Below are 14,961 nucleotides of genomic sequence, written 5' to 3'. Positions count from 1 at the left end.
TTATAAGTGTAAATATTAATATTACAGGTTGTTGTCTTCAGGGCAGGGTGAAAATCCCGACCGGCGGTTAGAGTCCGCGACCCACGTAAGTGGTTGAATCGTTAGATACCGATAGTTATAGTCTAGATGGAAGAAGACAGACTAATAAAAATAAATCTTACTTTACTTTTGTGGTCTGTTGCTGAAGCAATGGACCTTTTTGTTTAGAGAGGAAAGTAAGTTATGGATAAGTTAAAAACTGGTGTCAACAGTTTAACTAATACTATTGCTTATGCGTTAATTGGCTGTATTGCATTTGTAGTAATGAAATTTTCATTTCCAATTATTCCAGGAGTAGGTTTTTAAAGTTTGATTTTTCAGATGTAATCATTACAATTGGGATGTTTATATTTGGTGCTATACCAGGTGTAATAATGGCATTAATTAGAATGATTTTAAGTCTTATCTTTGAAGGATTTGCTTTGCCAAGTGTAATTGGTGAAATTGCTGCTTTTTTAGCCACTATGTCATTTTCGTTGCCATTTTATTATTTAAGCAGAAATATAACACAGGAAAATAGAAAAACAAAAGTTGGCAGATTAAAACCGATTTTAGGCTTAATTATTGGTATTTTGGCAATGACGTGTATTTTAGCTTTAGCTAATGCCTTTATTTTAACGCCGGCATATGCCGTGACGGCTGTACCTAATTTACCAACTATTAATAGTTATGGTGCGTTATATCATTTCACAGAAAAAGTATATTTGGGTCAATTATTACATTTACCATCAATGAGTACATATATCTTCAGTATTATTGTTCCTTTTAATTTGTTAAAGGGAATCATTAATGCGGTAGCAATATACTTGATTTTTGAGGCTACAATTAAAACTATTAAACCGTTTGTACGTAAAAGATTTAAATTAAATTAATTAAAATCCCGTTGACTTAAAAAGTCGATGGGATTTTTCATATTCAAAGAGACCTAAAATATGCTAGAATTAATCCGTTAAGTGAATGGAGGAATTTTAGATGGATAAAAAATCAACTGGACCATACCAGCATTATGAACGGCCTACTAAGAAGAGGAGCTCACAAGATAAGCAACCGAGAGGCTCAGCCCGCTGGATTGCAGTTATTGTAATTTTAGCAGTTATTTTGATTACTCTTATTCCAGCTGTTCATCGCTTGGCTTCAAAGCACTCTCAAAAAGCTGAGGAAGTTCAAACTCTTAAAAAGGTTTCTTCTAGTTCTGCTAAATCATCAAAAGAAAAGAAAACTTCGTCTTCTTCAGCTAAAAAGAGTTCGTCACAATCTAGTTCAAGCTCAAGCTCGTCTAAAGAGACAACACCTAAGACTTATACTGTTCAAACAGGTGATACTTTAACTAGTATTGCAGAGCAATATGGTATGACAGTTGATCAATTAGCCAGATTAAATAATCTTGAAGACTCTTCAAACGTCAATATTGGCCAAACACTTAAGTTGAAATAATTTTTCAGAAAGGAAAAAGAGATTGATGATAAGATCTCTTTTTGGTGGGGATGCAAGTAGCAATAGATGGTCCTGCATCAGCAGGTAAAAGTACTGTAGCTAAGATTATTGCAAATAAGTTATCATTTGTTTATATCGATACGGGTGCAATGTACCGTGCATGTACAGTTATTGCCCGTGATCATGATTTAGATTATGGGGATGAAGCTGGAATTTTAAATGCCATTGATAAAGATGGAATTGAACTTAAATCTGAAGATGGTGAACAAAAGGTATATGTAGCTGGAAAGGATGTTTCTAAAGAAATTAGAACTCCCGAAATATCAGCTAACGTATCACAGGTTTCTGCTTTGCCTAAGATACGAGAAAAAATGGTTAGTTTGCAACGTCAAATGGCAGGAAAAACTAATGTAATTATGGATGGCCGTGATATTGGAACGACCGTTCTACCTAATGCTGAAGTGAAAATATTTTTAGTGGCTTCAGCTAGATCTCGCGCTGAGCGTCGACTTTTAGATTTTAAACAGCGTGGTATTAAAACTAATCAAACAGTTGATGAAATTGAACAAGACATTGCACAAAGAGACTATAAAGACTCTCATCGCAAGGTTTCACCACTAAAAAAGGCAGATGATGCTATTGAAATTGATACTACAAATATGTCAATTGACCAGGTTGTAGATGCAATTTTAGCTAAAATCAAAGAAAATTAAAAAATTTTTTTAAAAAAACAGCACAAAATAGTAGAAAAATATCACAGTTTCCTTTAAAATGGGACATGATATTGGGAGGTACATATGTCAGAAAACAGTAATCAATTTTTAGACGCATTAAAGCAAATGCAAGGAGTTGAGGTCGGAGATATTGTCGATGTCGAAGTATTAGACGTTGAAGACGGCCAAATCGATGTTGGTGTTGAAAATGCCGGTGTTGAAGGTGTTATTACTCGTCGTGAATACACTTCAGATCGTAACGCAGACTTACGTGATTTAGTTAAGCCTGGTGACAAGTTCAAGGCCTTAGTATTAAGAAGAGCTGGTGGCGATAAGGAAAATGGTGAATTCTTCTTCTCAGTTACCCGCTTAAAGGAAAGAGAAGCTTTCGACAAGTTACAAAAAGACTTCGAAGAAGGCAATGCTATCGAAGGTACTGTAACTTCATCAGTTCGTGGCGGTTTGCTCGTTGATGTTGGTACACGTGGTTTCTTACCAGCTTCATTAATTTCTAACCGTTACGTTTCAGATCTTAAGCCATACATTGGTAAGACTATGAAGCTTAAGATTACTGAAATCGATCCAAACAAGAACCGTTTGATTCTTTCACACAAGGACTTAGTTGAAGAAGAACGTGAAGAAGCATTTGATAAGGTTGCATCACAATTAGTTGTTGGTGACGTTGTTGAAGGTAAAGTATCACGTTTAACTAACTTTGGTTCATTCATCGATGTTGGTGGTGTTGACGGTTTAGTTCACATTTCAGAAATTTCTTACAAGCATGTTGACAAGCCAAGTGATGTTTTGAAGGTTGGTCAGGATGTCAAGGTTAAAGTCATTGGTATTGACAATGATAGACATCGTATTTCCCTTTCTATTAAGCAAACTGAACCTTCTCCATTTGAACAAGCTACAGCTGACTTAAACGAAGGTGACATTTTTGAAGGTGAAGTTAAGTCATTGACTAACTTTGGTGCATTTGTTGAAGTTGCTGATGGTATCCAAGGTTTGGTACACGTTTCAGAAATTTCAAACAAGCATGTTGATAAGCCAAGTGACGTTTTGAAGGTTGGTCAAACTGTTAAAGTTAAGGTTTTGAATATCGACCCTAACGACAGAAGAATCTCACTTTCAATCAAGGCTGCTGACTCAAACTCTTCTTCATCAGATAACCACAATTCTCGTCCACGTCGTTCACGTAACGAAAATACAGTTAACAAGAAGTACATGAGTGACAACGACAACGGCTTTGCTTTAGGTGACATCATTGGTGACCAATTAAAGGACCGTAAGTAGTCATTTCTATAAAAAAGTCGACCTATGTCGGCTTTTTTTATTTTTATACATACTATAAAAATATTTTTGCGAAGGAGGGCGAAATATGGTTTTACCAGTTGTTGCAATCGTGGGACAACCTAATGTTGGGAAATCCACACTTTTTAACAGAATAATTAATCAACGTCTAGCAATTGTAGAAGATAAACCTGGTGTAACACGTGATCGTAATTATGCACAAGCTGAATGGATGGGACATAAGTTTGATTTAATCGATACTGGGGGAATTACCTGGGAAGGCGGTAAAATCGAAGATGAAATCCGTGCTCAAGCTGAAATAGCCATTGAAGAAGCTGATGTTATTGTCATGCTAACCAATGTGGTAAATCACGTTACTGATCTGGATGAAAGAATTGCCCGTCTTCTTTATCGAACAAAAAAGCCAGTCATTTTAGCAGTAAATAAAGCTGACAATCCTGAACAGCGAAATGATATTTATGATTTTTATAGCTTAGGATTAGGCGATCCGATTCCAGTTTCAAGCAGTCATGGTACGGGGATTGGTGATTTACTTGATGAAATTGTTAATGATTTCCCAGCTGAAAAAGATAGTGAAGCTGATGATGTTATTTCATTTAGTATGATTGGTCGACCGAATGTAGGTAAATCTTCTTTAGTAAACAAGTTATTAGGTGAAGATAGAGTAATCGTTGCCAATGAAGAAGGTACTACTCGTGATGCAGTGGATACTCCTTTTACTAAGGATGGTATTAAATTTAAAGTAGTGGATACTGCTGGAATCAGAAGACGAGGTAAGGTTTACGAAAAAACAGAGAAGTATTCCGTTTTGCGCGCTATGAGTGCTATTGAGCGCTCAGACGTGGTTTTATTAGTTCTTGATGCAAGTACAGGCATTAGAGAACAAGACAAGCACGTAGCCGGATATGCCCATGAAGCGGGGCGCGGTATTATTATCGTTGTTAACAAATGGGATTTACCTGAAAAAAACAGCACTAGTGCTAAAGAATTTGAACGAGAAATAAGAAGTGAATTCCAATATTTGGATTATGCTCCTATCTTATTTGTATCGGCTAAAACGGGTCAACGTATTGATCAGATTCCATCAATGGTTAAGGAAGTTTATGACAATCAAAATCAACGTATTCAATCAAGTGTTTTGAATGATTTACTTCTGGAAGCAAGTAAGTTGGTACCTACACCAATGATTAAGGGAAAGAGATTACGTGTTTACTACATGACGCAGGTAAGCACTAATCCACCAACATTTGTTGTCTTTGTTAATGATCCAGAATTAATGCACTTTTCATATGAGCGTTTTTTGATAAATCAATTACGCCAAAACTTTGATTTTACAGGAACACCTATTAAAATTCTTCCTCGGAAGAGAAAGTAATGAAAAAATTATCAATTTTGATAAAAAACCTTGTTGTAATAAGGGTTTTGTGATATTTTGGTTTTTAGGGAACAATGATTAGTCGTGATCATTTTTTCCTTGTTTTTTCAAAACAAAGAAAAAAACTTGAACTTCGGGTTCAATTCAGGAGGTGAAATTATTTATGGCAAATAAAGCTGAATTAGTTTCTGAAGTTGCTTCAAAGACTAAGTTGACCAAGAAAGAAGTTGCTGCTGCAGTAGATGCTATCTTTGGCTCAATTCAAGACAATCTTGCTAAGGGTGAAAAGGTACAATTAATCGGTTTTGGTACTTTTGAAGTACGTCACCGTGCTGCACGTAAAGGCCGCAACCCACAAACTGGTGATGAAATCGAAATCCCAGCAAGTGAAGTACCTGCATTTAAGCCAGGTAAGGCTCTTAAGGAAGCTGTTAAGTAATATAAAATTTACTTAATAAATAAAAAGGCGTTGGAATTTGATTCTAGCGTCTTTTTTAGTACAATAAAAACCTGATTGGAGGCAAAAATGAGCTATTCAGAACAACTACTCGATTCAATTCAAAATCATGACTTTTCACAAAGTAAGCACTTATTAAAAAATGCTTTAGATAATGATGATCCCGAAATTCTTGCATCTTTAGCAGAAAACTTAACAGGATTAGGTTTTACTGATCTAGCTAAAGAAGTATATCGTGCATTGATTTCTCAATTTCCGCATGAAGATTTATTTAAAGTATATTTAGCTGAGATACTGTTAAATGATGGTGAAGAAGATGATGGCTTATCACTGCTTTATAGCGTCCCTGAGGGCTCTTCTGCTTATTTAGATAGTCTACTGGTACAAGCTGATTATTATCAAACTAGCGGCTTGATAGAGACAGCTAAGGACAAGCTATTACAAGCACTTAAAATAGCACCCGAAGAAGATGCGGTGAAATTTGGCTTAGCTGAATTAGATTATTTAAGTGGTGATTATGAACAAGCCTTAGCATTGTATGAAGATTTAATTCAAAGGCAAAATGTATTTGGTGAAATTGATCTTAACCAAAGATTATTTGCTACAAATGCTAAATTGGGTAATTATGAAAAAGCTGCTGATATTATTAAAAAACGTGGTGATAGTATTTTAGATATTGATAGTAAATACGAAGCCGGTTTAGTAATGCTATCTGTTGGCGATGATGATCGTGCAATTAAATTTTTAGATGAAGTCATTCAGCAAAGTCCAGATTACGTAAATGCCTATCCGTTATTAGCGCAGGCCTATGAGCATAAGCATGATTATACTAAAGTATTAAGAACTGCTCAGGCAGGACTTGCATATAATGAATTAGATGAAACTTTGTATTCAATGGGTGCAAGAGCAGCTGCCAATTTGGATGAATTATCAACTGCACGTGAGTTATTAGAAAAAGGATTAAAAGTCGCTCCTGATAATAGTGACTTACGATTACAGTTATCTAATTTATACTTACATAATCATCAGGATAAGGAAAATATTGCTTTATTCAAAGATTTAGATAGTAATAATCTAGAGCCTCAAGCTCATTGGAATATGGCTTTATCTTATGAAAGACTAGATAATAGCGAAAAAGCCCAAAGTGAATTTTTATTGGCCTATCCGGACTTTAAAGAAAATCCAGACTTTTTACGACAAATGATTTTATTTTTCAATGCACAAAGTAATACCGATATTACAAAACAATTGCTTGAAAAATATCTTAAACTTGTACCTGAAGATGTTGAAATGCAAGATTTATATAATAATTTGTAAAAAAATAAACCGACAATTTTGCCGGTTTATTTTTATTTGCGTATGAAAAAGTGATGTTTTTTCTGATTATAAGTGAAACCTTCACCTAATGCTTCATGAACTTCAATGATTGAAACAAAAGCATTAGGATCTTCCTGTCTAATTAATTGCTTTATGGTAGCAATTTCTCTAGGAGAAACGACAACATAAATTACACGTTTTTTATCTTGTTTGTAGCCACCTAGAGCATTTAGATAAGTAAAACCACGTTCTAGTTTTAAATCGATCATTTGTCCTATTTGTTTGTATTTATCAGAAATAATTAAAAGGCCCCGAGCTGTGTATGCACCTTGTTGGACGGTATCCATTACACGAGATAAAACAAAGGAGGCTAATAAGGTATAAAGCATATGTTTAATATCTAAATAAGACAAGGATGCAAATAAAACTACAGCATCACAAAATAAAAGTACTTTGCCTGAAGATATTCCTAGTTTTATTTGACAAACTCTAGCAATAATATCTGTTCCGCCGGAAGTTCCGTTATAGCGAAAAACTAATCCTAATCCTAAACCAGATAGTAAACCTGCTGAAATTGCAGAAAGGAAGAGGTCGTGTTCTAAATCTAATTGTTTTATAATAGGTACTGAGCGCCAAAACCAAAGAAAGAATGAAAGGCAAAGTGTACCCCAAATGGTATAAGCCAAGGCACGTTTTCCCATAAAACGGTAGCCGATCAATATTAAAGGGATATTAAGCATTAGGGTAGATAACCCCATATTAATACCCCAGAAGTGGCGCAAAATAAGGGAAATCCCGCTTATTCCTCCATCGGCTAACTTATTAGGGACAGAAATCATATCTAGACTTATGCCGTAAATAGCACATCCAAGTGCAATCATACAAATTTCGATGAGTGTATGCTTGTTGATTTTTTGCATAATGATTACCTCCTTATGCTTTTTACTTCATTCTAACAGACAAAAGTGATAATTAAAGAATAAGAAGAATTGAGATTTTATTAATGATCAAAATAGACAATTTACCAAATATATTTACAAAGGCAATGCCTGTTTTGCAAAGATTAGAAGATGCAGGCTTTGAAGCATATTTTGTGGGCGGTTCAGTTAGAGATGTCTTACTTGATAGACATGTTCATGATATTGATATTACCACTAGTGCATATCCAGAAGAAGTTAAAGAATTATTTGAAAAATCAATTGATACAGGTATTAAACATGGGACTGTGACCGTTCTTTATGAAGGAGAAAGCTATGAAATTACTACCTTTAGAACCGAATCAGGCTATCAAGATTTTAGAAGACCGGATCATGTGACTTTTGTGCAAAATCTTGATGAAGACCTTAAAAGACGTGATTTCACTATTAATGCTTTAGCAATGGATATTCGTGGTCAAATTATTGATTTATTCAACGGTGTAGAAGATCTAAAAAAACGTGTTATTCGAGCAGTAGGGAATCCTGAAACAAGATTTCATGAAGATGCACTAAGAATGATGAGAGCTGTACGTTTCATGAGTCAGCTGGAATTTAAGCTTGAAGAAAAAACAGAACGCGCTATTAAAGACAATCATGAGTTACTAAAGAAAATTTCGATAGAAAGAATTCGTGAAGAATTTGTAAAGATGGGGTTAGGATCCCATTCAAGACAGGCTTTTCAAGTTTTTTTGGATACTCAGTTAAGTGAGGATGTACCAAATTTTGCTGGCAAAAAAGATTTATTATCAGTTTATCCTAAATTGCAGTTTAGTCCAACTATGGAAACCAGCTTGTGGTCAATCATCATAATTTTATTAAAGATGCCAAATGAAAGTATTGGTAAATTTATGCGTGCTTGGAAAAATTCCAATGCAATGACAGAAAAAGTTGAGCGCATTATTAATTTGTTTGATTTAATTTCTGAACATGCACCCACAGATTATGAGTTATTCCAAGCTGGAGAAGAAACATTAATTAATACAATTGATGTGGCACATATTTTAGGGCAGCCTATATCTTCAGAAGCTTTAGTAGATAGATATATGGCACTCCCAATTAAAAAGTCTTCGGAATTGGCAATTGACGGTCGATTTTTAATTGAACAGGGAATGCGTCCTGGGGCTAAATTAGGTGAAACTTTGAATAATATTCGTAAGTTGGTTGTTTCAAGTGAAATAGAAAATACACAAGAAGCAATAGAGGTATATTTAGATGAATTGAAGTAATAAAAAATGCGGAGGTTTAATATAAAACCTCCGCATTTTTTAAACATATAGTAAAACAGAAAAATACATTAAGATTGATCCCAATATAACGAATAAATGCCAGATGGTATGAATAAACGCTACGCTACGCATACTAAATAAAATTGCTCCAATAGTATAAGCGATACCGCCACCAACTAATAGCCAAAATCCAGTTGAACTTAGGCGGACATATAAATATGGTCCAGACAATATTACTAACCATCCCATGGCTACGTATAATATCGTATCGAAAATAACGTGTTTTCCTCGATTAAATACGTAATAGATAATTCCAAAAATAGTTAATCCCCAAATAAGTCCGAATAATGTCCATCCCCATACACCACCAATAGCTACTAGTGAATATGGAGTATATGAACCAGCAATTAATAGAAAAATTGATGAGTGATCAAAGATTTGAAAAACATTTTTAGCGCGGGTGAAGACCAAGCTATGATATAAAGTGGAAAATAAATAAAGTAAAACTAAACACGCTCCATAAATAGTAAATGTTACAATTCGCATAGGACTGCCCGTATGAGCTGCCTTAACGATTAAAACTACTAATCCTGCTATTGCTAATCCAAAGCCGATACCGTGGGTAATGGCACTAAAGATGTTATCTAAAAGATAATATCTTTTAGATCTTTGTTTAGGCTCTTGCCAAAGTTGATTAATTTTCATAATGTAATACCTAATCAATCCTTTTTTCTTATGTAATTTTTTTGATACAATACTTAGTATATATTGCTCACATTTTATCATAAAACAAGGGAAATAAATTAGAATTGAAGGCGAATACGTTGTCAAAGATAAAAGTTATGACGGATTCTTCTGTCCAATTAACACCAGAAGAAATTAAAAAATATAATATTACGGTAGTACCATTAACAATTACTATTGATGGGCATTCTTATATCGACGGGGTTGATATTACTAGAAGCGATTTTGTTAAAAAGATGAATGAAGCTGAGTCTTTGCCCAAGACTAGTCAACCTCCGATTGGACGTTTTGTTGAAACAATTGAAAAATTAACTGCTGATGGTAGTCAAGTTATAGGCATTTTTTTGGCCAAAGCACTTAGCGGAACTGTTGATGCTGCAAGACAAGCTGTTGAAATAGCAGGTCAAACAGATAATGTAACAATCATTGATTCAGAACTCACTGATAGGGCTGAAGGTTTTCAAGTATTAGCTGCAGCTAAAGATAGCCAAGCCGGCAAGAGCATGGATGAAATTATCGCCCATGTTAAAAAATTCGTGACAACCAGAAGTTAGAAATGATGGTTGTTAACTTGCAAAACTTAATTAAAGGTGGTCGTCTGGGTGCTGTATCTGGTCGAATTGCTACTATGTTAAATATTAGAATTTCACTTCAAATGCCTAAAGGCGAGTTACAAGTTTATAAAAAAGGTCGAGGCAAAAAGTTTACTCGTGCATTTGATGAACGTGTATTAAAAGAAATTGCAGACAACAAAGATAGAATTAAAGAAATAGGAATTTCTTATGTAGACACGCCAGAACAAATGCAAGAACTAGCTGATAAAATTAAAGAAATCAATCCTGATATTGATATTCTTGTTGCAGAAACTAGTCCAATTATTGCTACACATGCTGGTAACGGGGCTTATGCAATATTGTATTATTTGGAGTAACTATGGCTTATCGAGAAAGTTTTTATCGTTATTTGATGACACAAAGAGATGCTGATTCGTCAGATGAAGTAGCTCAATTTGCTAATAATGCACAACATGATCTGACTTTTCCTAAGCAAGAACAAGATTATGAAGAATTATCAGATTATTTAGAACTTAATGCTAGTTATTTACCAAGCATGTCAGTTTTTGATCGTGCATATAAAATGTATGAAGAAAAAATGATGTATTAAGCCCAAGCCTAAAAAGCCTGGGCTTTTTTATTGGAGGTGTAAGAATGAAAATAATGGTTTTTATAGGGATCATTATGTTGGCAGTAGCATTTTCAACAATGATCCAGCAACGTTTTTTTAAGATAATATCTGTTAATTACATTGCAATGGCAATGGGAATGATTCTGGCATTAATTCCTCAAACTAATTTATTAATTGAAAATTTTAGCTCTGAGGTTTTTATGGGGTTAATTGTTGCACCCCTTTTATTTTTTGAAGGACAAAGAACACGGCTATACAGTATATTAAGAAGTTGGCGAGCAATCCTTGGATTAACAGTAATAATGATTGTTTTGGCAACTATTACAGCTAGTTTTGGTATTTATCTAAGTTTAGGTGTGTCCTTGCCTTTGTCATTTATTTTAGCTGCAATATCAACTCCGACTGATGCTACAGCTACGGAATCTGTAACGCATGGCTTAAAGTTACCTAAAAAAATAGAATTTTATCTAAAAGATGAATCACTTTTTAACGATGCTTCAGGTATCATTTTGTTAAATATGGGTGTTGATTGGTATATTCATCAACGTCTACGCGTTGGAGCTGCCATAGGCAATTTTTTGTATTCTGCCGGCGGTGGAATAATTTTTGGTGTATTAATTGCTATTTTACTAATTTTTTTACGACAAAAAAGTCCGCGATCAAAATATCATTTAGCTAATAGTGTTTTAATGTCTATAGAAATTTTGTTTTTATTAACGCCATTTTTTATCTATTTTTTAGCAGAAGAGATACATGTTTCTGGTATTATTGCTGTTGTGGCTGCTGGATTAGTCCATAATGTGGAATCGGAGCGCAGCCGTTTGACTAATGCAGCCATTTTTTATAATAGTAAACAAATTTCACAATTATTAACTGATATTTTAAACGGTATAGTATTTATTGTATTGGGTATTATTATTGTTCGTTCTATGCGTGAGGATGTCTTTAATAAACAAACAATTGAAGCAATTATAATTGGTATAATTCTGTATCTTGCCAATTTAATAGTTAGATTTTTGTATTGTCGTTTTTCTCCTTTAATTAAGGGAAAAATAAGTTCAAAAGATGCTTGGATTTTTAGTTTAGGTGGCATCCACGGTGCTGTTACTTTTGCTTTAGCATACACTTTAAGTGAAATGAGTGTCAATATTGCAGATTTACACTTGATTTTAATAAGTGAAATTACATTAATTTTGTTAAGTATGATTGTACCTACAATTTTATTTAGATTTATTCTTGAACCAGATAAACCAGATTTAGATCAAAGAAAAGAAGTTGATCGTGTACGGGTAGAAATGGTTCAATATGCAATGGAGCAAATGAATAAAATTTATTTGCCTAAAAAGATAAAAAAGCAATTAGAATTTGATTTGCGGGCACAGATGAATCAAACTTCAATAGAAGATTTTATTAAAGAGCTTAAATATACTGCTAAACAAAAAGAATTGCCTGAGGATGAAAAAGATTTTAGAGCGACAGTGTATCGTTATGCGTTTAGGCAGGAACGTAACTATTTAGGAAGAATTGTGCAGCAAGAACGCGAATACAGACATGGTTTTTTAGTTTTATATCGTGAAATTTTGATTGCTGAAGTTATTTTCTTGGGCGATGAAGAAATTGATTGATAAAGTTAAAACAAAAGAAAGGAATTAACTAATATGGCAACAATTCAATGGTATCCGGGTCACATGAATAAGGCACGTAATCAATTAGAAGATAAGTTAAATTTAATTGATGTTTTAGTAGAAGTATTAGATGCAAGAATTCCTGAATCATCTAGAAATCCAATGATTGAAGAATTGGTGGGAAATAAACCGCATATTATTATTTTAAATAAAGCAGATTTAGCTGACCCTATTTTAACTAAAAAATGGGCTGAAAAATTTAGTGGACCAGATAAGTACGTTTTGGCACTAGATTCGCTTCATAATACCAATATGCAAAAATTAATTTCATTGGTAAAGAAAGCTGCATCTGATAAAACTAAAAAATTAGAAGCAAGAGGAGCTTCTAATCCAACTATTAGAATTGCTTTGGCAGGAATTCCAAACTGTGGCAAATCAACTATTATTAACCGGTTAGTTGGTCGTAATGTCGCTGAAGTGGGAAATAAACCAGGAGTGACTAAAGGTCAAAGATGGCTTAAAACAAGTGCTAATATTCAAGTGTTAGATACGCCTGGGATTTTATGGCCTAAGTTTTCTGATCAAACTGTTGGTTATAAACTTGCCGCATTTGGTGCAATCAAAGATAGTATTTTTCATGCTGACGATGTAGCTTTATATGTTTTAGAAAGATTACGCGAATATTATTTAAAAGATTTAATTAAATTTTCTAAGTTAAATAGTGCAGATATTGAAAATTTATCGGATGCAGATATCTTATTAGCAATGACTGAAAAATACGGTATGCGAGATGATTATGATCGTTTTTCGTTGTTTATGTTGCAACGACTTCGTAAAGGTGCAATTGGCAGGATTACTTTAGATAGACCGGATGAATATGACAATTAAAGAAATTAAAGAATTACTAAAAGGCGATGTAAGTGAAGAGGAAATTGCTAATTTAGAAAAAGATTCGCGTTCTGGCGTACAAAAATTATTAATTAGTTATCGTAAAAAGCAGAAAAAGCTATTCGAAAAAAAACAGGCGTTTTTAGAACGATTTTTATATGAAAAGCAATTTTGGCAAAAAGGTCAGTTAGTAGCTGGAGTGGATGAAGTAGGACGTGGTCCTTTAGCCGGGCCGGTTGTGACTGCAGCAGTAATTATTGATCAAGATTTTGATTTACTGGATGTTAATGATTCTAAGAAATTGTCACCAGAAAAGCGACTTAAACTTTATCCTAAGATTCTTGAAGAAGCAGTTAGTGTTGCAGTAGGCGTGAAAAATGCACAGGTAATTGATCAAATTAACATCTATGAAGCAGATCGTCAGGCAATGGCACAAGCTGTTAATGCATTAGATATTAAGCCTGATGCATTATTAGTTGATGCAATGAATGTACCGGTTGATTTGCCACAGATTGAATTGATTAAAGGAGATGCGAAATCTAATTCAATTGCTGCTGCCTCTATTGTAGCCAAAGTGTTTCGTGATAAATTAATGGATGATTATGATAAAATTTATCCACATTATGGTTTTTCTAGAAATGCAGGCTATGGAACTAAAGAACATATTGATGCATTAAAACAATATGGTCCAACACATATTCATCGAAAAACTTTTGCACCAGTGAGTGATTTTTTTAAGTAAAAATTAGCTTTTTAAGAAAAAACACCCTTTTTTACGTAATAAAAAGGGGAGGCTCTTTTTTATGAAAAAGACAAAATTTTTATTAAAACTTAAACTGCAAAAGGGAATTGGCTACGTAAAGTTGCTGACAATTGCTAATAAATTAGATAATAAGTCAGAAGTTAATTTGAATGATCTGGAAAATTTAGATTTACCAGAAAAATTAATGATGGCATGTTATCGAGCATTTCAAGATTCAAAACTTGATAAATTAGTCACACAAATTTACCGCCAATGTGAGGTAATTGGTTTTTTTGATAAAGAATATCCTGAAAAATTACGGCAGATTTATCGTCCACCGATAATTTTGTTTGCACAAGGAGATATTTCATTACTTAATAAAGAGATAACTACAATTGTTGGATCACGTTATCCTACTGGATACAGTAAAGATGTTATTACAAGATTAGTTCCTAATTTGATTGAACAAAATATTGTTGTAGCTAGTGGATTAGCTAGAGGAGTAGATGCCTTAGCACATATCGCTACTTTGAAAAATAATGGTAAAACAATTGCAGTTGTAGGCAATGGATTAAATTATTCATATCCAAAAGAAAATGTTGATTTGCAAAATCAAATTAAGCAAAAAGGATTAATAATTAGTGAATATTTACCAGATACACCGCCTAGACCATATAGATTTCCTGAGCGTAATAGAATATTAGCCGGATTAAGTAAAAGTATAATTGTTACGGAAGCAAGGGAAAAGTCTGGCTCATTAATAACAGTAAGCCTGGCTTTACAAGAAAATCGTGATATTTACGCAGTCCCTGGTCCAATTACTAGCTCACTTTCTGCAGGGCCCAATCAGTTAATAGAAGCTGGGGCAATGCCAATTGTAGATTTTAAATTTAAAACGGAAAGATTTGACAATTGTTAAAGTATT

At 33.8% G+C, this 14,961-nt stretch carries 14 protein-coding genes, 2 pseudogenes and 1 riboswitch; of the genes and pseudogenes, 14 read left to right on the top strand and 2 right to left on the bottom strand.

What is annotated here, in order from left to right; genetic code table 11:
* The first annotated feature begins 29 nt into the window (after window positions 1-29).
* Window positions 30-142, top strand: a riboswitch (FMN riboswitch).
* An 80-nt stretch (window positions 143-222) separates the two neighbouring features.
* From SO785_RS03885 to SO785_RS03855, 7 genes and pseudogenes are all read left to right on the top strand, one after another.
* Window positions 223-911 (top strand): annotated as a pseudogene (locus SO785_RS03885) (ECF transporter S component).
* 100 nt (window positions 912-1,011) lie between these two features.
* A complete protein-coding gene (locus SO785_RS03880) occupies window positions 1,012-1,473 on the top strand; it encodes an SAG1386/EF1546 family surface-associated protein (RefSeq protein WP_003547087.1) in 462 nt (153 codons plus the stop codon).
* Window positions 1,474-1,523: 50 nt separating this feature from the next.
* On the top strand, window positions 1,524-2,186 hold the full coding sequence (gene cmk, locus SO785_RS03875) for a (d)CMP kinase (protein ID WP_011254302.1): 663 nt from the start codon (window positions 1,524-1,526) through the stop codon (window positions 2,184-2,186).
* A gap of 84 nt (window positions 2,187-2,270) precedes the next feature.
* A complete protein-coding gene (gene rpsA / locus SO785_RS03870) occupies window positions 2,271-3,482 on the top strand; it encodes a 30S ribosomal protein S1 (RefSeq protein ID WP_003547091.1) in 1,212 nt (403 codons plus the stop codon).
* An 85-nt stretch (window positions 3,483-3,567) separates the two neighbouring features.
* Window positions 3,568-4,875, top strand: a complete 1,308-nt coding sequence (der, locus tag SO785_RS03865; protein ID WP_011254303.1) for a ribosome biogenesis GTPase Der — start codon at window positions 3,568-3,570, stop codon at window positions 4,873-4,875.
* Window positions 4,876-5,038: 163 nt separating this feature from the next.
* A complete protein-coding gene (locus SO785_RS03860; protein WP_003547110.1) occupies window positions 5,039-5,314 on the top strand; it encodes an HU family DNA-binding protein in 276 nt (91 codons plus the stop codon).
* A gap of 87 nt (window positions 5,315-5,401) precedes the next feature.
* Entirely contained in the window at window positions 5,402-6,649 is a 1,248-nt protein-coding gene (locus SO785_RS03855; protein WP_003547113.1) for a tetratricopeptide repeat protein, read from the top strand.
* Between the two features lie 32 nt (window positions 6,650-6,681).
* Here SO785_RS03855 and SO785_RS03850 read toward each other — a convergent pair whose 3' ends face one another.
* Complete coding sequence (locus SO785_RS03850; RefSeq protein WP_003547115.1) at window positions 6,682-7,569, bottom strand: YitT family protein; 888 nt, start codon at window positions 7,567-7,569, stop codon at window positions 6,682-6,684.
* Window positions 7,570-7,652: 83 nt separating this feature from the next.
* On the opposite strand from SO785_RS03850, the gene SO785_RS03845 reads away from it, so the two are divergent.
* Window positions 7,653-8,852 carry a CCA tRNA nucleotidyltransferase gene (locus SO785_RS03845; RefSeq protein ID WP_003547116.1) on the top strand — a complete coding sequence of 400 codons (1,200 nt, stop codon included), beginning with the start codon at window positions 7,653-7,655 and terminating at the stop codon, window positions 8,850-8,852.
* 39 nt (window positions 8,853-8,891) lie between these two features.
* Here the strand turns inward: SO785_RS03845 and trhA are convergent, their stop codons facing one another.
* Entirely contained in the window at window positions 8,892-9,557 is a 666-nt protein-coding gene (gene trhA / locus SO785_RS03840) for a PAQR family membrane homeostasis protein TrhA (RefSeq protein ID WP_021874078.1), read from the bottom strand.
* Window positions 9,558-9,676: 119 nt separating this feature from the next.
* Here trhA and SO785_RS03835 point away from each other — a divergent pair.
* From SO785_RS03835 to dprA, 6 genes and pseudogenes are all read left to right on the top strand, one after another.
* Window positions 9,677-10,527: pseudogene (locus tag SO785_RS03835) on the top strand (DegV family protein).
* Between the two features lie 2 nt (window positions 10,528-10,529).
* The gene (locus SO785_RS03830; RefSeq protein WP_003547128.1) at window positions 10,530-10,760 is read left to right on the top strand and encodes a YozE family protein; all 231 of its coding nucleotides are present in this window, start codon (window positions 10,530-10,532) and stop codon (window positions 10,758-10,760) included.
* A 44-nt stretch (window positions 10,761-10,804) separates the two neighbouring features.
* Window positions 10,805-12,406: a cation:proton antiporter gene (locus SO785_RS03825; protein WP_025079755.1), complete on the top strand. Its 1,602-nt coding sequence runs from the start codon at window positions 10,805-10,807 to the stop codon at window positions 12,404-12,406.
* A gap of 33 nt (window positions 12,407-12,439) precedes the next feature.
* The gene (gene ylqF / locus SO785_RS03820; RefSeq protein ID WP_003547131.1) at window positions 12,440-13,294 is read left to right on the top strand and encodes a ribosome biogenesis GTPase YlqF; all 855 of its coding nucleotides are present in this window, start codon (window positions 12,440-12,442) and stop codon (window positions 13,292-13,294) included.
* Window positions 13,284-14,036, top strand: a complete 753-nt coding sequence (locus tag SO785_RS03815; protein ID WP_011254306.1) for a ribonuclease HII — start codon at window positions 13,284-13,286, stop codon at window positions 14,034-14,036. The genes ylqF and SO785_RS03815 overlap by 11 nt, the downstream gene beginning before the upstream one ends.
* Before the next feature lie 61 nt (window positions 14,037-14,097).
* Window positions 14,098-14,955 (top strand): DNA-processing protein DprA, encoded by an 858-nt coding sequence (dprA, locus tag SO785_RS03810; protein WP_003547135.1) that lies wholly within the window; start codon window positions 14,098-14,100, stop codon window positions 14,953-14,955.
* The last annotated feature ends 6 nt before the right edge of the window (window positions 14,956-14,961 follow it).

Origin of the sequence: Lactobacillus acidophilus, assembly GCF_034298135.1 — a bacterium.
GTDB classification, from domain to species: Bacteria; Bacillota; Bacilli; order Lactobacillales; family Lactobacillaceae; genus Lactobacillus; species Lactobacillus acidophilus.
The sequence above is the reverse complement of the archived record's forward strand: the minus strand, read 5'-3'. Positions and strand labels throughout refer to the sequence as shown.